Origin of the sequence: Shimia sp. (assembly GCF_965227725.1) — a bacterium.
Classification (GTDB): Bacteria; Pseudomonadota; Alphaproteobacteria; order Rhodobacterales; family Rhodobacteraceae; genus Shimia.
In genome coordinates, this window is the sequence record NZ_CBDDGH010000005.1 from 415,466 (window position 1) to 435,228 (window position 19,763).

A 19,763-nucleotide genomic window follows, 5' to 3' on the forward strand; every position below is an offset into this window, starting at 1 on the left:
AAGCGGAATTGAATCGCGGGATGCATCGAGAATGAGCGAAATTTTGACGGCTGCCCAAATGCGCGCCATTGAGCAAACCGCAATTGAGTCGGGCGAGGTCACCGGGCTGGAGCTCATGGAGCGGGCCGGGCGGGGCGTTGTCGAGGCGATTTTTGAGCACTGGCCGGCGTTGGGTGATGCTGGCGCTTTGCAGGATGAGCCGCACCGAGAGGGCGGTTTGGAAGGCGGTCAGCCCCCAAACGCAGTTTCTGATGGGGGCCAGCCCCCATACACAGTTTCTGATGGGGGCCAGCCCCCATACCCCCGGGATACTTCCGGAATGAGAAAGCGGGCGGTTGTGCTTTGCGGGCCGGGCAACAATGGCGGGGACGGTTTTGTTGTGGCGCGGCTGTTGCATCAGCTTGGCTGGGAGCTGGAGGTGTTTCTTAATGGGAACGCAGGGAAAATGCCGCCCGATGCGCGTGAGAACTATGAGCGGTGGTTGGAGTTGGGGGAGGTTCGCACGCGCGCGATTGATCCGCCACCATTGGTGAATGATAGTGTGCACATCGAAGGTCCTTGCGATCTTGTTGTTGATGCGCTGTTTGGCACCGGGCTGACGCGACCCTTTAGGTCAATTTTCTCTATGTTCGCGGATCAGAATCTGCGCAAGGTCATGGCTGAGGCTGGCTGTAAGGTTGTGGCTGTCGATATTCCGACCGGGTTGTGCAGCGACAGCGGTGCCGTGTTGGGCACATGTATTCCCGCAGACCTTGTGGTGACCTTCCACCGCAAAAAGCTGGGGCATGTTCTGAAAGACGGACCGGCTTTTTGCGGGGCCGTGGTCGTGAAAGACATTGGTCTGTTGGAGAGGCATGGTCAGGTTGTTCCGGCAGAACAGCGCGTGCGGGAGGTGGCGCACCTGCCTGTCGATTTGGATAAACAGGCGCCGCACCACAAATTCTCCCACGGTCATGCGCTGATCCTCTCCGGTGGTTCCGGCAAAACCGGCGCGGCGCGGCTTGCGGCGCGTGGTGCGCTGCGGATTGGCGCAGGGTTGGTGACACTTGGGGTGCCTCCCGCGGCGCAGCAGGAGGTGGCCTGTCAGATCACCGCGCTGATGTTGCAGCGGGTGGCGGATGGCGAAGCGCTGGCAGAGGTCCTGCAGGATGAAAGGCTCAATGCGCTTTGTCTTGGCCCCGGATTGGGGCAGGAGCGTGCACGGGATTTGGTGCCTGTGGCGCTAAAATCAAAGCGCGCAACTGTTCTGGATGCCGATGCGCTGAGCGCCTTTGCGGCGGAGCCAGAGCAGCTTTTTGTGATGTTACATGAGAGTGTCGTGCTCACCCCGCATGGGGGCGAATTTGCGCGGCTGTTTCCGGATATTGCCCAGCGACTGGCTGTGCCGCCAACCAAAGGCCCGGCTTACTCCAAAGTGGATGCCACGCGCGCGGCGGCGGCGCGGGCAGGGTGTACAGTTTTGTTTAAGGGGCCGGATACGGTGATTGCCTCCCCCAATGGAATGTATGGCGTGCACGCGGCGGTGTATGACCGCAGCGCGCCTTGGTTGGCCACGGCCGGTTCCGGCGATGTGCTTGCGGGTTTCATCACAGGACTTTTGGCGCGCGGTTTTACCCCTCAGTATGCGGCGGAAATCGCCGCCTGGCTGCATGTGGAATGCGCGCGGGTCTTTGGCCCCGGATTGATTGCGGAAGACTTGCCCGAGACCCTGCCTCAGGTGCTGCGCGCGGTTTTGAAATGAGGTGCTGCAGCGCGGTTTGAGGCTTTTGACGCGCGATTCAGCAGTTATCAAGCTCTCTTTGTCATTCTGGGGCCACTCAGACTGACACAAGGCGCGCATGTACAATGGCACGGTACAGCTTTTGGGCGTTGGGGGAATCTCATGTTTCCCTCTCCGGCAACAGTATTTTGGACGGGATCACGCAGGGCGACGGCAGTCACCTTGTGGGGGAGATTATCACGCTGAATGACAATGCGTGGGAAGAGATTTTTGTCCGCGACGATGACGCCAATGTTGACGACAATGACAATTCGCAAGTGCTTGATGGCAATCAGAATTTCGATGGTGTCACCTACGGCGACAATCTGCGGCTGGAGGCGGAGTACGAATTTGTCGTGCAGGACATCAGCACCGGGGAAACCTACCGTATCCTGTCGGTGAACTTCAACAATTCGCAGGTCAGCTTCAGCACCGTTGAAGGCTTGGCCTTTGTTGACAGCTTCCCGCCCATCGGTGTGCCGCTCAAGATTATCTCGGCCAAGGAAGGCCCCGGTGGTAACGCACCGGTACATGAGAGCGAGCTGGCTGCGCCGCCGTGTTTCACCACCGGCACAAAGATTGTCGTGAAGGGCGGCGAAAAGGCGGTTGAAGCGCTGGAAGTCGGGGATGAGGTGCTGACGCGCGACAATGGGTTTCAGCAGGTGCGCTGGCTGGGGCAGGTGTCCTTTTCCGGCGCGGAGCTCAAAAGCCATCCGCAATTTCGCCCGATCCGGATCAGGCAGGATGCCTTTGGTCCGGGGATGCCGCATCGTGATATGCTGGTGTCGCCGCAGCATCGGGTGCTGTTGCTGGGTTGGCGCGCAGAGCTTTGGTGCGGGGAGCGCGAAGTTCTGGCAGCGGCCACACATCTGGTGAATGACCGTACCGTCACGGTGGCCCATGACGTGCCTGCGGTGACCTATGTGCATGTGCAATTTGACCAACATGAGATTATCACCTCTGACGGGTTGGCCACGGAGAGCTTCAATCCCGGCCCGCAGTCGCTCAAGGCGCTGCCAAATGCCAGCCGGCGGGAGCTGTTTGCCCTGTTTCCCGAGCTGAAAACCGGCGCTTATGTCAGCGAAACAGCGCGTCCGGTGGCCCATCAGCGCGAGGCGCAAATTATCGCGCAGGCGATTTAGAAAAAACCTGCGCCGGGAGTGCGTTTTTCCTCTCGCATCCCGTTTCAAGCTTTGCTAAGACGCGCGGACCGTGCGGGTGTGGCGAAATTGGTAGACGCACCAGATTTAGGTTCTGGCGCCGCGAGGCGTGGGGGTTCAAGTCCCTCCACCCGCACCACGGTTTCTCTGAAAAGTATCTGAGCTTTGTTTGGTGAGCGCTTTTGGCGCAGGCGTCGCCTTGCTGTCTCTACGCAGGCGTAAAAAATCCGCGACAGTGAGACCCTGCCGCGGATGAATGGGACCATGTGCTTCCAAGGTCTTAGAAGTCCTCCCAGCCCTTTTCCGTTTCTACCGCAACCGCTGTGGCGGCAGAGGCGCGGACGGCTGTCGGCGCGGGCGCTTTTGCTGGGGCAGGCTGTGCGGTCGGAGCCTGAACCGCTACTTCGACATTCGCCGGAGTTTCCGATTTTGTAACAGGGGCTTGATGCTCGGTCTTGAACTGCGCGACCATCCCTGCAAGCGCCTCTGTGTCGGCGTGTAGCAGCTGACCGGCGGCGGTGGTTTCTTCGACCATGGCCGCGTTTTTCTGAGTGACCTCGTCGAGCCGCGCGACGCCGGAGTTGATTTCTGTGAGCCCGGTGGCTTGTTCCGCTGCGCTGGAGGCGATGTCAGAGATCAGTTCGGAAATATTGTTCACCTGTCCAACAATGCTGGTGAGGGCGGTGCCGGCGTTGCCCACAAGATCCACCCCACGGCCCACCTGTTTGTTGCTGTTCTCAATCAGCGCTTTGATTTCCGTCGCTGCCTCGGCGGAGTTGTGGGCAAGGCTGCGGACTTCGGAGGCAACCACGGCAAAACCCCGGCCTGCGTCGCCCGCACGGGCGGCCTCTACACCGGCGTTGAGCGCCAGCAGGTTGGTCTGGAAGGCGATGTCGTCAATCACGCTGATGATTTGGGAAATCTTGAGGGAAGACTGCTCAATTTCAGTCATCGCGCCCACAGCATCCTGAACGATTTCGCCGCTGCGCACGGCCTCTTCGCGGGCCCCTGCGACGGTGTTTTCCACATTGCGCGCGCCATCCGCGGCGGAGCGCACGGCGTTGGTCATTTCTTCCAGCGCTGCGGCGGTTTCTTCCAATGTGGCGGCCTGACTTTCGGTGCGCTTGGCAAGAGAGGATGTGGCCTGCCGGATTTCGGAGGAGCCGGTGTTGATGCTGGTTGTGGCACCGACCACGTCCTGAATGGTGGCTTGCAGAGTGGCAACCGTGGCGTTGAAGCTGCGCCGGAGCGTTTCATATTCCTCGGGGAAGTCTTCGGTGATGGTGCATTTGAGATCGCGGTTGGCCAGCCGTTGGAGATGATCCTCAAGTGTGCCCACCACGGTGCCTCGGGCCGCGATCCGGTTTTCTTCCACGGCGGCGAGTTTGGCAGCGCTGTCCTGAAGGGCGAGGCGGGTCACATCCATGGCGTTGCTCAATTGGCCAATCTCATTGTTGCGCTCAAGATTGGCAGGTGTGAAATCAAACTCCTTGCGCGCCAGTTTGTTGAGATCTTCCTGAAGCGCGCGGGACTGTTTGGTGAACGACAGGATCAGGCGGAGGCCAATGGACGCGCTGATGAGGAGCGACAGGATCACACAGCCAAGGGTCAGCAGCAGCGCGCGCCAAGCCTCAGCGGCGGCGGCGTTTGACAGGGTGGTCATCAGCTCTGCGGCATCACGCTCCAGCGCGCGCAGGTGGGTCAGCCAGCCGGTGGCCGCGCCAAACCAGTTTTTTACAGCGACCTCTGATGTGCCGCCCGCGCCAGCCTCCAAAATCTGTGCACGCATTTGTGGCAAACCGCTTTCTGCAAGGGTGCCCGCCAGATCAACGCCTCCCAGATAGTCCTGCAGGATCAGTTGGGCGAGATTGACAAAGCCGCCTTCGGTGGCGCCGGTTTGCACAAAGACCACATAAGCCGGGGCCGCAAATTCGGCTCGGCTTAATCCGACAACGCCCGCGGCGCGCTGCAGACCTGCGGCCTCTTTGGCCTGACTGATCGCCGACAGGCCTGTGCCCACGTGAGACACCTCGGAGTCTTTCTGAAAGATCAGGCTGGTGGCGCCAAGATCCAGCACAGCCTCAATGGCGGCGGTGTAGAATGTGGCGACCTGCGGGATGCTGGCCTTCAGGTCGGTTGCGCTGGTGCGCATGGCCTCAAGCCCAGCGAGCTGGGGCAGGGCCGCGGAGCGCGTGGAGATCTCAGACAGGGCCTGATCAACATCGGCGCGCGCCGCAGTGAGGCTCTCCTGGCCGCGCGTGCCGCCCGCGGTCAGGAAGGCTGCGGTCTGGCCCCGTTCGACCTGAAGATAATGCACCAGATCGGTGAGCTGGAGTGCGGCTTGTACATTTGCATGCGTCGCCATGGCGCTCTGATAGCGATCCCAGTCTTTTGCGCCTTTCCAGGTGCCAAGCCCCGCAAGTGCGAGAAAGGGCAGGGCGATTAAGAGGAGGATCTGGGAGCGCAGTGTCATGGGGGCATCCTTCGCGGGCGTCAGGTTGGGCTGGTGAATTGCGATGCAGATAGGGGGGTGAATTTGATAACGGGGTGTAAATAGCCTGTCTAAATCGGCCATTTGGCTGCGATGACGTAGGGGTTCAGCTATCTCTGGGAGGGCGGCATTTTGCCCTTTCTACCTTGGGTGGCTGCGGTCCCAGTCTGTGATTCGCGTGGGCGATTCGTGTACCACAGCGTGAGAAATGGCGCTCAGTTCAGCTTTGGTCGCAGCGCTCCGAGCACCTGCCTCTTTAAGCTGCAGAAGGATGTGCTAAATGAAAGGTCACCCGACTCATCATTGGGCTGCCTTTTGCGCGCAGATGCGCGTGGCGATGCAGCTCCTCCAGACACAAAGCCGCAAGGAGCGTGTGTTTTGAAGCCAGACCTACACTCTGCCGCGCGGCTGTCCGTTGCCCCCATGATGGATTGGACTGACAGGCATTGTCGGTATCTGCACCGGCTGCTGTCCAGACATACGTTGCTTTATACCGAGATGGTCACCGCGCCGGCGTTGGTGCGGGGGGGCGCTGTGCATTTGCTGGATTTCAGCGAGGAAGAACATCCTGTGGCGCTGCAACTGGGTGGCTCGGACCCTGAGGAGCTGGTCAAAGCGGCCAAGCTGGCCGAGGCGCGGGGCTATGATGAGATCAACCTGAATTGCGGTTGCCCGAGTGATCGGGTGCAATCGGGCACCTTTGGCGCGGTTTTGATGCGCTCTCCGGAGCTCGTTGCCGATTGCATGAAGGCCATTCAGGATGCGGTGTCTGTTGAGGCGACGGTGAAGTGCCGCATCGGGGTGGATGACCAGATCCCCGAAGAGGTGCTGCCGCATTTCATTGAAACCATGGCCAAAGCCGGGGTGCGCCGGATTTCGGTGCATGCGCGCAAAGCCTGGTTGCAGGGGCTCAGCCCGAAAGAGAACCGCGACATTCCTCCGTTGGACTATCCGCTGGTGCATCGCATGAAACAGGCCTTTCCGGAGCTGCATATCTCCATCAACGGCGGCATCGAAACCCTTGATCAGGCAGAGAAACATCTGGCGGATGGATTGGATGGCGTGATGATCGGACGCTCTGCCTATCACACCCCGTCGGATGTGCTCTGCGCTGCGGATCGGCGGATTTACGGCGCGGGGACGGACAGTGATCCGATCGCCGTGGTGCAGCAGATGCTGCCCTATATCGAAGCGCATCTCTCGCAAGGCGGAAAGCTGCATCAGGTCACCCGCCATATGCTGGGCCTATTTGCCGGTCGCCCCGGCGCGCGCGCATGGCGGCGCTACCTGTCTGAAAACGCCACCGCAAAGACCGCCGGGCCGGACACCGTTCTGGCAGCCCTCAGCCACGTGACGCAATCCGCCGCCTGAGCTGGGTGTCTGTGAGTACGCGTTCGCGGCCCACGCAGATGACATTCCCGCCAGCGGCTTTTGCGCCGCTTGCAGGGGGCTGAAAATTCGGCTTTACCTTCGCGCGCGAACAAACCTGCGGAGCCGAAAATGTCCCAAGATCCAGCCCTTCTGTTGCAAATGCTTGTGCTTTTGCTTGCCATCGGCGCGCTTGCCGGGGTCCTTGCGGGGCTGTTGGGAGTGGGCGGTGGCATCGTCTTGGTGCCTGCTTTCTTCTATGCGTTTTCCGCGCTTGGCTATGACGGGCCGCAGCTGATGCAGATTTGTCTGGCGACCTCTCTGGCGACCATCATTGTGACATCGCTGCGCTCTGTGGCGAGCCACAACAAAAAGGGTGCCGTGGATTGGGAGATCCTGCGCGGGTGGGCACCGGGCATCGCCGTTGGAGCCGTAATTGGCGTGCTGGTCGCGGCCAACCTGCGCTCGGTCACATTGCAGATTGTCTTTGGCGGTCTCGCGCTGGTGATTGGCGCCTATATGGGGCTTGGCAAAACGCATTGGCGGCTGGGTCAGGCCATGCCCAAAGGGGCAGGGCGGCTTTCGTTGAGCCCGGCGGTAGGGTTCCTCTCTGTGCTGATGGGCATTGGCGGGGGCAGCTTTGGCGTACCGCTGATGACGCTGTTTAATGTGCCAATCCACCGGGCTGTGGCCACGGCGGCCGGATTTGGCGTCACCATTGCTGTTCCTGCGGTGATTGGCTTTTTGTTCATGGAGATCGATCCTGCCAGCCGCCCGCCGCTGACCATTGGGGCGGTCAATATGGTGGCGTTTTTCATCATCATTGCCATGACACTCATCACCGCGCCGTTTGGTGTGAAGCTTGCGCATTCCATGGACCCCAAACCGCTCAAGCGCGTCTTTGCCGTGTTCCTGACGCTGGTGGCGCTGAACATGCTGCGAAAGGCTTTCGGATGGTAACCGATTTTGCGGCGCGCGGTTGGGCCAAGCTGCCGTATGACGCGGCGGTGCGCGACTGGGCGGCCTCCGCCTGGCAAGCCGGTCAGATTGCCAAAGATGCGCCGGAGCACGCGCTTTGGTGGGATTGCGAGAACACTTGGTTCATTGGTGTGGATGCTCTGCCAAATGACGCGGCGGGGGCGATTGGTACAGGACCAGCCCTGACTGGCGCGCCGGTGGAGACCCTTCAGGCGCTGTATGGTGAGGTTTTGCCGCTGCACCCCGGGCAGCTGTCCATCACTTATCCGGGCTATCCAAGGCCGCGCATGGGCGAAAGTGAGGCGGGGTTTCGCTATCGCATCAAGCGGGATGCTGCGCATCTGGACGGGTTGCAAAAGGGCGAGGATGGCGGGCGCTATATTGCGGAGCCGCACGCCTGGATATTGGGGCTTCCGCTCACGGAAAATGCGGAAACCGAAGCCCCATTGGTGATCTGGGAAGGCAGCCACGAGATTATGCGCACGGCTTTGCTGGACGCGCTGGCAGCGCATCCGCAAGACACATGGCATGCGGTGGATTTGCAAGCGCCCTATCAGGCTGCGCGCAAACAGGTGTTTGAGACGTGCCCTAGGGTGAAGGTGATCGCCCAGCCCGGAGAGGCGATCCTGATGCACCGGCTGTCTGTGCATGGAGTCTCGGCTTGGGAGAGCGAGTCGGAGGATCTCCCCGTGCGTGAATGCCGTGCCATTGCCTATTTTCGCCCCATACTGCCGGGCGGTGCTTTGGCCTGGCTGACGAATACCTGAGCTTTTAGAGACAGTTATCGTGTTATTTCGCGAACAGTTCACCCTATAGGTGTGGATTGGATACAGCTGGGAAACGCTCGTTAACTAAGCATTTATTTTCCTAAAAATTGAGTTTAGGTTTCGACTACATCTTTATGCGAGTACGACTTTTAGGGGCACGGAACCGATGGAATTACTGATTTTGCTGGGGCTTGTGGCTGCTGGCGGCGCAGCGGCCATGATAGGCGACTCTGACGACGGTGATGATCAGGTGTCGTTTGAAGAGCAGGAAGGCACCGAAGAAGGTGATGAGCTGCTGGGTGGAGATGGTCCTGACCGCATAGATGGTGGCGCAGGAGATGACACGATTGTTGGCGCGGGCAGCGGAGATGTGCTTTCCGGCAGCGCGGATAATGACGCCATCCAGGGTGGCCCCGGTGGGGATCGCATTGATGGCGGCAATGGCGATGATGTGCTGCTCGGAGAGAATGGCAACGACACGATCCTGGCTGGCTGGGGCAATGACACGGTGGATGGCGGCAGCGGCTCTGACCGTCTTGAAGGCTCCAATGGCGATGACAGTATCCTAGGTGGCGACGACAACGACACGCTTCTGGGCGAAGACGGCAACGACACCCTGCACGGCAATCTGGGTGATGATTCCATTGATGGCGGCACTGGCAATGACAGCCTGAAGGGCGGAGCCGGCAACGACACCGTTGAGGGGGGCAGCGGCAGCGACCTTCTCAAAGGGGGCGATGGCGACGACCTTTTGTTTGGGGAAAGTGGCTCTGACGAGCTCAACGGTGGTGCCGGTGCGGACTCACTTGTTGGCGGAAGCGGCAGCGATACCCTCTTTGGTGGCGACGGTGCTGATACGCTGGAGGGCGGTGAGGGCGCCGATGCGCTATTGGGCATTGGGTTCGGCGACAACTCTTCTGACTCACCGGTAGTAGACGACGGCGTGGCGAGTGTTCTCTTGGGCGGCGAGGGGAGTGATGAGCTCTATCTCGGATCGGGAGACGAAGCGACGGGCGGTGAAGGGGGAGATCTCTTCTACGCTGGCAGTTGGGTTGATCCGGAAAACCTGCCTCAGATCACGGATTTCTCTTCGGAAGATGATGAGTTGATCGTTTTTGTTCCGACGGGAACCACGATTGATAGCGTGACTGTTGTCGACTCCACCGCTCTTGGTGAAGGTTGGAACACCGTGCTGGTGAATGGTCAGCCCGTTGTTGAAGTGTTTGGCAGCCGCATCGGCGACATTGATGTGACCATTATGGAATCCTCGCGGGTGACCGACGCCATCTAAATCCGATGAGGGGCGGTTGGTGGATCGCCCTAGCCTCATGATGAGATGACATGACAAAGGCGCGCCGTTGCGCGCCTTTTTTGGGTCTCTTAGGCCTGAAACACGCGTGACTTTGGCGGTCTTACCGCTTCAGCCGTGCTGCCCTTCCGCCGCGGCGTTGTTTGAGTTGTGGGGCGCGTGTGGGCAGCTCTGCCATGATCGTGCCGCGTTCGTCTTGGGACATTTGCGACCAGCGGGTGATCTCGTCGATGGTGCGCAGACAGCCGGTGCAGATCCGGGCTTCCGGATGCACAACGCAGACTTGTATGCACGGGCTTTCCACCTCGTTACGTTTCCAAACGCTGTCCTTGCTCACGTCGTGCTCCCCAAGTGGTTTAACCGGTCCAAGACCCCTTGCAGGATATAGGAGGCGGCCACATGGTCGATCACCTCTGCGCGACGTTTACGTGACGTATCCGCCTCAAGGAGCGCCCGTTCTGCCGCCACGGTGGACAAGCGCTCGTCCCAGAAGCCGATTGGCACCGACACCAGCGGGGCGAGATTGCGGGCAAAGGCGCGGGTGGATTGGGCGCGGGGGCCTTCGGAGCCGTCCATGTTGCGTGGCAACCCCAGGATGATCCCGCCGATGGCGCGTTCATTGAGGAGGGTCACCAGCCGCTGTGCGTCCACACCAAATTTCTTGCGTTTCACAGTCTCAATCGGCGTGGCCACAGTGCGCAGACCGTCGCTCACCGCTACGCCGATGGTTTTCGTGCCCAGATCGAGCCCCATCAACGCTGTCATAGGCGCAAGATTGGGGGCGAGGTCTTCGATGGTTTCAAAGATGGTGTTTGTCATTGCAGCAACCCCGCACGTGCGGCACCGGCGCGCACAATCTCCAGCGCCTCCGGGACCGATACAAAGATCTGTTGGGCCTCGTTCCAGATCGCCAGCGCGCGCTCTGTTTCACCGAGCACGCCATAAGAGCTGATCAGTTGCGCCCATTCCTGCGGAGTGCCGCCTTCGGTCGCCAGACGGTCTGACAGCTGCGCCACCATTCCCTGGATCATCGCTTGGCGATCCTCCGCGCTCAGCTCTTCGGCGGCGGCGAGATCCTCGTCAGACGGGCCGACCGGACCAGCGTGCGGAGCGGGGGGCATTTTGTAATCCACACCGGCATACCAGGCGAGCTCTGAGATGGTGTTGCGGATGGCGGGCACCCAAGGGGCGTCTGCCGGGCTTTGGCGCAGGACCTGATCCCAGAGACGGAAAGCGGCATCAGGGCGGCCGTTCTGCCACATCATCAGACCCAGATAGTAGCGGCCAAGGTTGTTCAGCGGGTCAATCCGCAGGGCGGCACGCAGGCTGGCCTCGGCCTCTGGTGAGACATAGTTCTGCGCGCCTGCGATCAGCAGATTGGCATGCAGCACATAATCACCAGCCGTCGCATTGTCGCCTTTCAGTGCAATCACCTGCGCCTGTGCCTCATAAGCGGCTTTGTGGTTGCCCAAGGTGGATTCGTTGCGTGCCAGAAGCATTTGACCGCGCAGATCATCCGGTTTTTCGGACACTGCCGCGCGCAGTTTGGTCATCAGCTCGGCAAACTCGGGGTCAGGCGCGGGCAGGGGCACCGGGGTCTGCTCTGCCTCCATCTCCGCTTGTGAGGGGCGTGCCTTCATGTCCTCGGCCAGGGTTTCCAGCCGCACCTGCAGAGGCATGTCTCGGTGGCCAGGGGTGCCAAGCCAGATATAGAGGCCAAAGCTGCTGGCCGCGACTATCAGCATCAGCACAGCCGCCATGGTCTTGGTCCCGCCGCCGGTCTTTTCTGCATCGTTTTCATGGTTTTGCATCTGGGCGTCGGCGGCCAGAATGCGACGCGAAATCTCGGTGCGCATCCGCTCGGCATCCTCAGCGCCGATCACGCCACGCGCCAGATCACGGTCCACCTCCTTGAGCTGGTCGCGATAGACACGCAGGTCATAGGCGGCGGGGTGCTCTTCGTCCTCACGGCGCCGCAAAAGCGCCAGAGCCAACATCGCAGCGGTGATACCGGTCAGCGCAGCGGCAACAATCCAGAAAATCATGGGTACTCCATCAAGTTGGCTCCCATGTAGTGTCGCATAGGGGGCTGGAAAAGGGAAAATCACACATCTGACACCCCATGTCGCAACCAGTCCTCAAATGGGCGCTTTAATCTCGGACGACGAAGGTGCAAAAAGATCATATTCTCAGATAAGTTGCCTCATATCGGAATCACGCATCATGAGAAGATATTCAGCCTTTGCTATCGCCCGCGAAGCCGCCCGCTACCACACTGGCTGGGAACGTGCTTGGCGCTCGCCGGAACCCAAGAAGAAATATGATGTGATCATCGTTGGTGCCGGTGGGCACGGACTGGCCACCGCTTTCTATCTCGGCAAGAACTTCGGTATCACCAATGTGGCGATCATTGAGAAGGGCTGGCTGGGCGGCGGGAACACCGGTCGTAACACCACGATCATCCGCTCCAACTATTTGCAGGATCCTTCTGCGGCGCTCTATGAAAAAGCGCGCTCGCTTTATGAGACCATGTCTCAGGACCTGAACTACAACGTGATGTTCTCCCCACGCGGCGTGATCATGCTGGCGCAGACCGAGCACGAGGTACGCGGTTATCAGCGTACCGCACACGCCAATGCGCTGCAGGGTGTGAAGACCGAGTTCATCGGCCCTGAGCGCGTGAAAGAGCTGGTGCCGATCATCAACATCGATGGCCCACGCTATCCGGTTCTGGGCGGTCTCTGGCAGGAACGCGGCGGCACCGGTCGTCACGATGCTGTGGCCTGGGGCTATGCCCGTGCCTGCTCTGACATGGGCATGGACATCATCCAGAAATGCGAAGTGACCGGCGTGCGCCAAGAGGGCGGCAAGGTCACCGGTGTGGACACCACCAAAGGTCCGATTGACTGTGACAAGCTTGGCCTTGTTGTGGCGGGCAACTCCGGTGCGCTGGCCAATATGGCGGGCTTCCGTCTGCCGATGGAATCTGTTGCGCTGCAGGCGCTGGTGTCTGAGCCGATCAAACCCTGTATGGATGTGGTTGTGATGGCCAACACCGTGCACGGCTATATGTCTCAGTCTGACAAAGGCGAGATGGTGATCGGCGGCGGCACCGACGGGTTCAACAACTACACCCAGCGCGGCAGCTTTCACCACATTGAAGAAACCGTGCGCGCGCTGTGCGAAACCTTCCCGATGGTCAGCCGCCTGAAGATGCTGCGCCAGTGGGGCGGCATCGTGGATGTGACCGGCGACCGTTCCCCTGTGATTGGCAAAACCCCGCTGGGCAACTGCTTCATCAACGCAGGCTGGGGCACCGGCGGCTTTAAAGCCATTCCGGGCGGCGGCTGGGCCACGGCTGAGCTGATTGCCAAAGGCGAACCAGGCCCGCTCTCTGCGGAATTTGGTATGGAACGTTTCATCGAAGGCCGCTTCATCGACGAAAGCGTCGCGGCTGGCGTGGCACACTAAGGAGAGGGTGCAAATATGCTGACACTACAATGCCCCTATTGCGGCGTTCATGCCGAAGAGACCGAACTGCACGCCGAAGGCGAAGCGCATCTGAAGCGTTTTGGCCCCGGCTCGGCGGATGAGGATTTCGAAGGCTACCTCTTCATGCGCGAAAACCCGAAGGGTGTGCATTTTGAGCGCTGGCGTCATTCCAACGGCTGCGGCAAGTTCTTCCTTGCGGCCCGCTGCACCATGACACTTCAGGTCTTTGGCACCTATTCCGCGCAGACGCTGGAGCCGCCACAAGACATCAAAGACAAGATCACCGCGACCTACCCGGGCTGGAGCTGGCGCGAGTTCTCCTGATCTTCATCTTGCCGAAATACTCCCGTCGGAGGCATCTGACGGATCAACCCATGCAAAGGGCTGACATATGAGCACAAGACTTTCCACAGGTGGGCGCCTTCTCAATCGCTCCAAACAGGTGAAATTCACCTTCAACGGCAAGCAGATGACCGGCTATGCGGGTGATACGCTCGCTTCCGCGCTTCTGGCCAACGATCAGATGCTGATGGGCCGGTCGTTCAAATACCACCGTCCGCGTGGGGTTGTGGCCTCCGGTGCCGAAGAGCCCAACGCTCTGGTGAACCTCGGGCAGGGTGGCAAGTTTGAGCCAAACCAGCGCGCCACCACCACCGAGCTGTTTGACGGCCTGTCTGCGACTTCGCAGAACCACTGGCCCAGCCTTGAGATGGACATCGGCGTTGTGAACAACTACGCCGCGCGCTTCCTGCCGGCTGGTTTCTACTACAAGACCTTCATGGCGCCCGCGGCGGCCTGGAAACACGTGTTTGAGCCGATTGTGCGCCAGTCTGCCGGTCTCGGCAAAGCGCCAAAGGACCGCGATGCCGATCGCTATGAGCATTTCTATGCTTTCTTTGACGTGGTTGTTGTGGGCGGCGGTATCGCCGGTCTGCAAGCGGCCAAAGCGGCAGCTGACAGCGGTGCCAAGGTTCTGCTGATGGAACAGACCGCCCATTGGGGTGGCCGCGCTGCTGTTGACGGCGGCACCGTGGATGGCCGCGATGTGGCAGACTACATCGACGCCACTGTGGCCACGCTTGAGGCGATGGACAATGTCACCCTGCGCAACCGCATGATGGGGGCAGGGGTTTATGACCACGGCTACGTGCTGGGCTATGAGCGTCTGACCGACCACGCGCCGCTGACCGATGGTCCGCGTCACCGCCTGTGGCGCATCCGCGCCAAGCAGATTGTCACCGCCACCGGTGCCATCGAGCGTCCGCTGTCTTTTGCAGGCAACGACATTCCCGGTGTGATGCTGGCCAGCGCGCTGCGCGACTATGTGGTGAACTTCGGCGTGTCCTCCGGCGACCGCACTGTGGTTGTCACCAACAATGACGACGCCTACCGCACCGCGATCGCGCTGAAGAAGGCCGGTCTGGATGTGCCTGCTGTGATCGACGCCCGCCCACTTGGCGGCGGCAAACTGATGGATGAGGCGAAAGCGCTCGGTATCCGCGTTGAGATCGGCAAAGGCATTGCCAAGGTCAAAGGCGGCAAGCGCGTGGTTGGCGTTGCCATCTGCACGCAAGAAGGCGAAGGCGCTGCTCTGGAGGAGATCTCCTGTGACGCGGTGGCGATGTCTGGCGGCTGGTCCCCGGTGGTGCACCTCTGGTCCCACTGCGGCGGCAAGCTGATCTGGGATGAGACCCAAGCGCATTTCCGCCCCGACGCGGACCGCGCACCAACGAGCCATGACGGCAAGCCATTTGTCGCCACCGCAGGCAGCGCAAGCGGCCCGCTCGGTCTGGCCGAAATTCTGGAGAACGCCCATGCGGCCGGTGTGGCTGCTGCGGCAGCGACCGGTTTTGACGGCGGCGCGGCAGAGGCCCCCAAAGGGGAAACCACCGCAGAAGCGGCCATGCAGGCTGTGTGGCTGATGCCGCAGGGCGCTGGCCCGAAACTGCGCATGAAGGCCTGGCTGGATTACCAGAACGACGTGAAGGTTTCTGACGTGCGTCTGGCGGCTCAGGAAGGCTATGAAAGCGTGGAGCACACCAAGCGTTACACCACGCTTGGCATGGCGACCGATCAGGGTAAGTTGAGCAACATCAACGGTTTGGCGGTTCTTTCTGATGCGCTGAACCAGCCGATCCCGGCGACCGGCACCACCACCTTCCGCCCGCCATACACGCCCATCTCCATGGGCGCGATTGCCGGTGAGGCGCGTGACGAGGTGTTCCAGCCGATCCGCCGCACCACGATCCATGACTGGCATGAAGCCAATGAGGCGTTCTTTGAGCCGGTGGGCCACTGGCGTCGCCCGTACTGCTTCCCGCGCAAGGGTGAGACCCATGCGGATGCGGTCACCCGCGAAATCCGTCAGACACGGGATTCCGTGGGCCTGCTGGATGCCTCCACGCTGGGCAAGATCATCGTCAAGGGTCCGGATGCGGGCAAATTCCTCGACATGCTCTACACCAACATGATGAGCACGCTGAAGCCGGGCAAATGCCGCTATGGTCTGATGTGTAACGAGAACGGCTTCCTGATTGATGACGGCGTTGTCGCCCGCATCGACGAGGACACCTATCTCTGTCACACCACCACCGGGGGCGCAGAGCGCATCCACGGCTGGATGGAAGACTGGCTGCAGTGCGAGTGGTGGGACATGAAGGTCTTCACCGCCAATGTCACCGAGCAATATGCACAGATCGCGGTTGTGGGCCCGAACGCCCGCAAGGTGATCGAAAAGCTTGGCGGCGATATGGATGTCTCCAAAGAAGGTCTGGCCTTCATGGAGTGGAAAGACGGCAAGATTGGCGAGTTTGACGCCCGTGCTTACCGGATTTCCTTCTCTGGTGAGCTGTCCTACGAAATCGCCGTGCCAGCGAGCCAGGGCCGCGCCTTCTGGGATGCGCTTCTGGATGCAGGCAAAGAGTTCAACATCATGCCTTATGGCACCGAAGCGCTGCACGTGATGCGGGCCGAAAAAGGCTTCATCATGATTGGGGACGAAACCGACGGCACTGTGATCCCGCAGGATCTCAACATGCAGTGGGCGATCTCCAAGAAGAAAGAGGACTTCCTCGGCAAACGTGCGCAGACTCGGGATCACATGGCCTCTGAGGATCGCTGGAAGCTGGCGGGCTTTGAAACCGTGGATGGCTCTGTCATTCCGGATGGCGCCTACATCGTGGGCACCGGCACCAATGCCAACAACCAGCGCAATGTGCAGGGTCGTGTGACCTCGACATATTACTCACCAACTCTGGATCGCGGCATCGCAATGGGCCTGATCCACGGCGGTATGAAGCGCCTCGGCGATGTGGTTGAGTTCAACAAGGTGGACGGCACCACCGTTCAGGCCAAAGTGGTCGATCCGGTGTTCTATGACAAAGATGGGGAGAAGCAGAATGTCTAAGGCTGTGAGCGCCCTGCAAGGGGCATCGTTTGAGGGCTTTGCAAAAGTCGAGGAAACCGGCCTGCGTGGCATGATCACCCTGCGTGGTGATCTGGCAAGCGCGGAAATGGCGGCAGCGGTGAAAGCTGCCACCGGCGCCGACATGCCTGCGCTGCGCAAAGTGGTCACCGGGGACAAAGGCGCGGTTGCCTGGATGTCGCCGGATGAGCTGCTGGTGGTTGTGGACTATGCAACGGTCAACGACACTGTGGCTGTGCTGACAGAAGCGCTGTCTGGCGTTCATGCGCTGGTGGCCAATGTCTCTGACGCCCGTGCGGTTTATCGTGTGTCTGGTGAACACAGCCGCGATGTGCTGGCAAAGCTCGCACCGGTGGACTTTGGCAAAGATGCCTTTGGCGCGGGCGACATCCGCCGCTCCCGTTTTGCCCAGGTGCCGGCTGCGGTCTGGGGTAATGCGGATGGCAGCTTTGAAGTGATCTGCTTCCGCTCTGTGGCACAATATGTCTTTGACCTGCTCAAAGTCTCCGCGGAGAAGGGCGGCGAGGTCGGGTTTCACTAAGTCCCGCTTGGCCTCCACAGCTTGCGCGTGTGGTGGTCGACCTGAGAAAAGAGAGCACCGGCGCGATTGAAATAGATCGCCCGGTGCTTTTTCGTTTCAGGCCTTGTGAAAATCGCAAACGCCGCCGCCGCGATAGGTGGTCTCGCTGCCCCGCAGCGTGCCCGCGCGAATGGTGATTTTGCCGGTTTGGGTGTTGAGCGAGGCAACATAGTGCAAACGCACCATCCTATCGGTCATAACCGCGCCATTTGGGTTCACTTCCAGCTCAATAGGCAGAGTCCACCTCAATTTGGCTTTCTTCTTTTTGCGGGTCACCTCAACAGGTGTTGCACGGCCTGCGAACCGCATGCCCACGCCATCCACCACAAACACATTGCCATTTCGGTGCATGGTGAAAGCATAGGCGGGCGCAATCCAATCCCCGCCTTTGTTGCCGGGTTTCATTTGGCAGTTGATCAGCATGGATGCCGTTGGCAGCTGTGTCGCCAAGACCGGCGCCGCACCAAAGATGAAGAGCGCGGCCGCAGCCGTGCGGCGCAGGAAAAAGGTTGGCATTCAGTATTCCTACTATAAGAGTCGGATTTTATATACACGCCTAAGGAGACCCATCCAACAGGCCAGATGGCGTAAACTTTAGGGAAAGCGCCCGATCTGTGCCGCTCTGCGCTTTGGTACGCCTGTCCATAGCCCAAAACCGGCGCGGCAAATCAGGAAGTTTTCCGCTTTGCCCTTGACCTTACCTGCCATTCAGCCCCATCTGTCATCACATAAAATTCGCGCAACAGAAGAGGATGCTGCAATGGCTTTCGAACTCCCCGATCTTCCTTACGCTCACGACGCTCTGGCCGACAAAGGCATGTCTGCTGAGACGCTGGAATTCCACCATGACCTGCACCACAAGGCTTATGTCGACAACGGCAACAAGCTGATCGCGGGCACCGAGTGGGACGGCAAAACGATGGAAGAGATCATCGTTGGCACCTATGACGCAAACGCAGTTGCGCAGAACGGCATCTTCAACAACATCTCCCAGCTGTGGAACCACAACCAGTTCTGGGAAATGATGGGCCCTGGCGCATCCGCAATGCCGGGCGAGCTGGAAAAAGCACTGGTTGAGAGCTTTGGTTCCGTTGAAGAGTTCAAATCCCAATTCGCCGCAGCTGGCGCTGGCCAGTTCGGCTCCGGCTGGGCGTGGCTCGTGAAAAACGCAGACGGCTCTCTGGCAGTGACCAAGACCGAAAACGGCGTGAACCCGCTCTGCTTCAACCAGACCGCTCTGCTGGGCTGTGACGTGTGGGAGCACTCCTACTACATCGACTACCGCAACAAGCGCCCGGCGTATCTGGACAACTTCCTGAACAACCTGGTGAACTGGGAAAACGTCGCATCCCGGATGTGATTTGAGGTTCAGGTCTCTCGGTGCGTTCGCGTGCCGGGAGACGACTTACTTAATTAAACGTCTCAGTTGTGTTATTGTGCCTCCATTTTTAGGAGGTTTTTATGTTCCGTTTAGCGATGGTTTTGGGTTTCGTTTTTTCTTTTTCAGGCTGTGAAATTGTTAAGCATGAGGCATACACAGTTGGCGGATATCCTGCATCAGTCGCCGATCAACGTCTAAAGGCGGTAACTTTTCAACAGCATGTGGATAGGTATCGAACCGCTTTCTCGTTTTTTTCCGTAGTCGCAATGAGTTCCGCCTATAGTGGGGAAAGCGCTGAAGATACTGCGCGAGACGTAGGTCGAGCCTTTGCTTCACTTGAAACACTAGAGGACGCGCTAAAAGTTTGCGGGTTTGATCGCATACCACCTGGGGGAAGTGGTTCGTTTTGCAATGATGTGACAGTTTCGAATGTAAAAGAGTCTAGTTTGGCGTTCGAGACACTTTCGGTTCAGATGCAGCGAGAGCTTGCTGATTTGGTTGCGCGTGCCGCTCGCAATCTGGGCGCGCGCCTCGAACTAGATAAGCTAGATGCATCTTCCGCCACAACAATTGCGAGGTGGTTGTTTGACCTTCGTTCGAATCTACCTGCTGTACGCAACGCATTTGGCGCTTTCAGAGATATGACGCATATCTTCGTCCGAAGCGTTGCAGTTACTTGCGCTGCTCGCAGAACGACAGGCAAATGTGATGATTTAATAAATGAGTTTCATGCGCTTTACGCAAATACACATAGTGGAGACCCTCTAAGGGTGCGCGATAGATCTGAAGAAAAGAGGTTGAAGGCACTGTTGGAACTAAGTGCCAAGGCAATCGAGGAGAACATTTCTGAATCTTTTGAGTACTGGGATCCCGGCAGAGATGCTGCGGATTCATACATTAAAGCTAAATGCCGTGCTGTCTTAGGTGACTTCGGGAAATCTGGTTCGATTGCCTTGTGCCCATAGTAGGTATTTCTATGGAATTTCGATTTTACCGTTCGATTATGCCGGTGCGATTTGGCGTGGTGCCTGAAATCACGGTGGTTGAGATATCC

At 59.5% G+C, this 19,763-nt stretch carries 17 protein-coding genes and 1 tRNA gene; 13 read left to right on the forward strand and 5 right to left on the reverse strand.

Annotated elements, in window-relative coordinates; translation table 11 throughout:
- The first annotated feature begins 31 nt into the window (after positions 1 to 31).
- The 3 genes from ACO07T_RS12355 (at position 32) to ACO07T_RS12365 (ending at position 3,058) form a co-directional block, all read left to right on the forward strand.
- A complete protein-coding gene (locus ACO07T_RS12355) occupies positions 32 to 1,741 on the forward strand; it encodes an NAD(P)H-hydrate dehydratase (protein WP_422049666.1) in 1,710 nt (569 codons plus the stop codon).
- 104 nt (positions 1,742 to 1,845) lie between these two features.
- Positions 1,846 to 2,901: a Hint domain-containing protein gene (locus tag ACO07T_RS12360; protein ID WP_422049667.1), complete on the forward strand. Its 1,056-nt coding sequence runs from the start codon at positions 1,846 to 1,848 to the stop codon at positions 2,899 to 2,901.
- A gap of 72 nt (positions 2,902 to 2,973) precedes the next feature.
- Positions 2,974 to 3,058: transfer RNA gene (locus ACO07T_RS12365), tRNA-Leu, on the forward strand.
- Positions 3,059 to 3,199: 141 nt separating this feature from the next.
- Here the strand turns inward: ACO07T_RS12365 and ACO07T_RS12370 are convergent.
- Positions 3,200 to 5,392: a methyl-accepting chemotaxis protein gene (locus tag ACO07T_RS12370; RefSeq protein WP_422049668.1), complete on the reverse strand. Its 2,193-nt coding sequence runs from the start codon at positions 5,390 to 5,392 to the stop codon at positions 3,200 to 3,202.
- Between the two features lie 396 nt (positions 5,393 to 5,788).
- Here ACO07T_RS12370 and dusA point away from each other — a divergent pair, with 396 nt between their 5' ends.
- The 4 genes from dusA to ACO07T_RS12390 all read left to right on the forward strand — a co-directional run bounded on the left by dusA (position 5,789) and on the right by ACO07T_RS12390 (position 9,814).
- Complete coding sequence (dusA, locus tag ACO07T_RS12375; protein ID WP_422049669.1) at positions 5,789 to 6,781, forward strand: tRNA dihydrouridine(20/20a) synthase DusA; 993 nt, start codon at positions 5,789 to 5,791, stop codon at positions 6,779 to 6,781.
- Between the two features lie 129 nt (positions 6,782 to 6,910).
- Positions 6,911 to 7,738 carry a sulfite exporter TauE/SafE family protein gene (locus tag ACO07T_RS12380; protein WP_422049670.1) on the forward strand — a complete coding sequence of 276 codons (828 nt, stop codon included), beginning with the start codon at positions 6,911 to 6,913 and terminating at the stop codon, positions 7,736 to 7,738.
- On the forward strand, positions 7,732 to 8,523 hold the full coding sequence (locus tag ACO07T_RS12385; RefSeq protein WP_422049671.1) for a hypothetical protein: 792 nt from the start codon (positions 7,732 to 7,734) through the stop codon (positions 8,521 to 8,523). The genes ACO07T_RS12380 and ACO07T_RS12385 overlap by 7 nt, the downstream gene beginning before the upstream one ends.
- A 166-nt stretch (positions 8,524 to 8,689) precedes the next feature.
- The gene (locus tag ACO07T_RS12390) at positions 8,690 to 9,814 is read left to right on the forward strand and encodes a calcium-binding protein (RefSeq protein ID WP_422049672.1); all 1,125 of its coding nucleotides are present in this window, start codon (positions 8,690 to 8,692) and stop codon (positions 9,812 to 9,814) included.
- Between the two features lie 121 nt (positions 9,815 to 9,935).
- On the opposite strand, the gene ACO07T_RS12395 is transcribed toward ACO07T_RS12390, so the two are convergent.
- From ACO07T_RS12395 to ccmI, 3 genes are read right to left on the reverse strand one after another with little or no spacing between them, the layout of a single operon-like run.
- Positions 9,936 to 10,169, reverse strand: a complete 234-nt coding sequence (locus tag ACO07T_RS12395) for a DUF1289 domain-containing protein (protein WP_209060405.1) — start codon at positions 10,167 to 10,169, stop codon at positions 9,936 to 9,938.
- Entirely contained in the window at positions 10,166 to 10,651 is a 486-nt protein-coding gene (ruvX, locus tag ACO07T_RS12400) for a Holliday junction resolvase RuvX (RefSeq protein ID WP_422049673.1), read from the reverse strand. The genes ACO07T_RS12395 and ruvX overlap by 4 nt, the downstream gene beginning before the upstream one ends.
- Positions 10,648 to 11,877 carry a c-type cytochrome biogenesis protein CcmI gene (gene ccmI / locus ACO07T_RS12405; protein WP_422049674.1) on the reverse strand — a complete coding sequence of 410 codons (1,230 nt, stop codon included), beginning with the start codon at positions 11,875 to 11,877 and terminating at the stop codon, positions 10,648 to 10,650. Before ccmI ends, ruvX begins: the two co-directional genes overlap by 4 nt.
- A 178-nt stretch (positions 11,878 to 12,055) precedes the next feature.
- Between ccmI and ACO07T_RS12410 the strand changes: the two genes are divergently transcribed.
- The 4 genes from ACO07T_RS12410 to ACO07T_RS12425 all read left to right on the forward strand — a co-directional run bounded on the left by ACO07T_RS12410 (position 12,056) and on the right by ACO07T_RS12425 (position 17,289).
- A complete protein-coding gene (locus ACO07T_RS12410; protein ID WP_209060402.1) occupies positions 12,056 to 13,303 on the forward strand; it encodes a sarcosine oxidase subunit beta family protein in 1,248 nt (415 codons plus the stop codon).
- A gap of 15 nt (positions 13,304 to 13,318) precedes the next feature.
- Positions 13,319 to 13,648, forward strand: coding sequence for a sarcosine oxidase subunit delta (locus ACO07T_RS12415; protein ID WP_209060400.1), 330 nt, complete (start codon positions 13,319 to 13,321; stop codon positions 13,646 to 13,648).
- Between the two features lie 67 nt (positions 13,649 to 13,715).
- Complete coding sequence (locus tag ACO07T_RS12420; protein ID WP_422049675.1) at positions 13,716 to 16,730, forward strand: sarcosine oxidase subunit alpha family protein; 3,015 nt, start codon at positions 13,716 to 13,718, stop codon at positions 16,728 to 16,730.
- A complete protein-coding gene (locus ACO07T_RS12425; protein WP_209078249.1) occupies positions 16,723 to 17,289 on the forward strand; it encodes a sarcosine oxidase subunit gamma in 567 nt (188 codons plus the stop codon). Before ACO07T_RS12420 ends, ACO07T_RS12425 begins: the two co-directional genes overlap by 8 nt.
- Before the next feature lie 96 nt (positions 17,290 to 17,385).
- Here ACO07T_RS12425 and ACO07T_RS12430 read toward each other — a convergent pair whose 3' ends face one another.
- On the reverse strand, positions 17,386 to 17,844 hold the full coding sequence (locus ACO07T_RS12430; protein ID WP_422049676.1) for a hypothetical protein: 459 nt from the start codon (positions 17,842 to 17,844) through the stop codon (positions 17,386 to 17,388).
- A gap of 244 nt (positions 17,845 to 18,088) precedes the next feature.
- Here ACO07T_RS12430 and ACO07T_RS12435 point away from each other — a divergent pair, with 244 nt between their 5' ends.
- Positions 18,089 to 18,688 carry a superoxide dismutase gene (locus ACO07T_RS12435; protein WP_209060393.1) on the forward strand — a complete coding sequence of 200 codons (600 nt, stop codon included), beginning with the start codon at positions 18,089 to 18,091 and terminating at the stop codon, positions 18,686 to 18,688.
- Between the two features lie 101 nt (positions 18,689 to 18,789).
- Positions 18,790 to 19,674: a hypothetical protein gene (locus tag ACO07T_RS12440; protein WP_422049677.1), complete on the forward strand. Its 885-nt coding sequence runs from the start codon at positions 18,790 to 18,792 to the stop codon at positions 19,672 to 19,674.
- Positions 19,675 to 19,763 lie beyond the last annotated feature (89 nt).

What these genes read in the sequence shown, in the direction of transcription:
- ACO07T_RS12355 (WP_422049666.1), top strand. Translation starts at nt 32, where the DNA reads ATGAGCGAAATTTTGACGGCTGCCCAAATGCGCGCCATTGAGCAAACC.
- ACO07T_RS12360 (WP_422049667.1), top strand. Translation starts at nt 1,846, where the DNA reads ATGGCACGGTACAGCTTTTGGGCGTTGGGGGAATCTCATGTTTCCCTC.
- ACO07T_RS12370 (WP_422049668.1), bottom strand. Translation starts at nt 5,392, where the DNA reads ATGACACTGCGCTCCCAGATCCTCCTCTTAATCGCCCTGCCCTTTCTC.
- ACO07T_RS12380 (WP_422049670.1), top strand. Translation starts at nt 6,911, where the DNA reads ATGTCCCAAGATCCAGCCCTTCTGTTGCAAATGCTTGTGCTTTTGCTT.
- ACO07T_RS12385 (WP_422049671.1), top strand. Translation starts at nt 7,732, where the DNA reads ATGGTAACCGATTTTGCGGCGCGCGGTTGGGCCAAGCTGCCGTATGAC.
- ACO07T_RS12390 (WP_422049672.1), top strand. Translation starts at nt 8,690, where the DNA reads ATGGAATTACTGATTTTGCTGGGGCTTGTGGCTGCTGGCGGCGCAGCG.
- ruvX (WP_422049673.1), bottom strand. Translation starts at nt 10,651, where the DNA reads ATGACAAACACCATCTTTGAAACCATCGAAGACCTCGCCCCCAATCTT.
- ccmI (WP_422049674.1), bottom strand. Translation starts at nt 11,877, where the DNA reads ATGATTTTCTGGATTGTTGCCGCTGCGCTGACCGGTATCACCGCTGCG.
- ACO07T_RS12410 (WP_209060402.1), top strand. Translation starts at nt 12,056, where the DNA reads ATGAGAAGATATTCAGCCTTTGCTATCGCCCGCGAAGCCGCCCGCTAC.
- ACO07T_RS12415 (WP_209060400.1), top strand. Translation starts at nt 13,319, where the DNA reads ATGCTGACACTACAATGCCCCTATTGCGGCGTTCATGCCGAAGAGACC.
- ACO07T_RS12420 (WP_422049675.1), top strand. Translation starts at nt 13,716, where the DNA reads ATGAGCACAAGACTTTCCACAGGTGGGCGCCTTCTCAATCGCTCCAAA.
- ACO07T_RS12425 (WP_209078249.1), top strand. Translation starts at nt 16,723, where the DNA reads ATGTCTAAGGCTGTGAGCGCCCTGCAAGGGGCATCGTTTGAGGGCTTT.
- ACO07T_RS12430 (WP_422049676.1), bottom strand. Translation starts at nt 17,844, where the DNA reads ATGCCAACCTTTTTCCTGCGCCGCACGGCTGCGGCCGCGCTCTTCATC.
- ACO07T_RS12435 (WP_209060393.1), top strand. Translation starts at nt 18,089, where the DNA reads ATGGCTTTCGAACTCCCCGATCTTCCTTACGCTCACGACGCTCTGGCC.
- ACO07T_RS12440 (WP_422049677.1), top strand. Translation starts at nt 18,790, where the DNA reads ATGTTCCGTTTAGCGATGGTTTTGGGTTTCGTTTTTTCTTTTTCAGGC.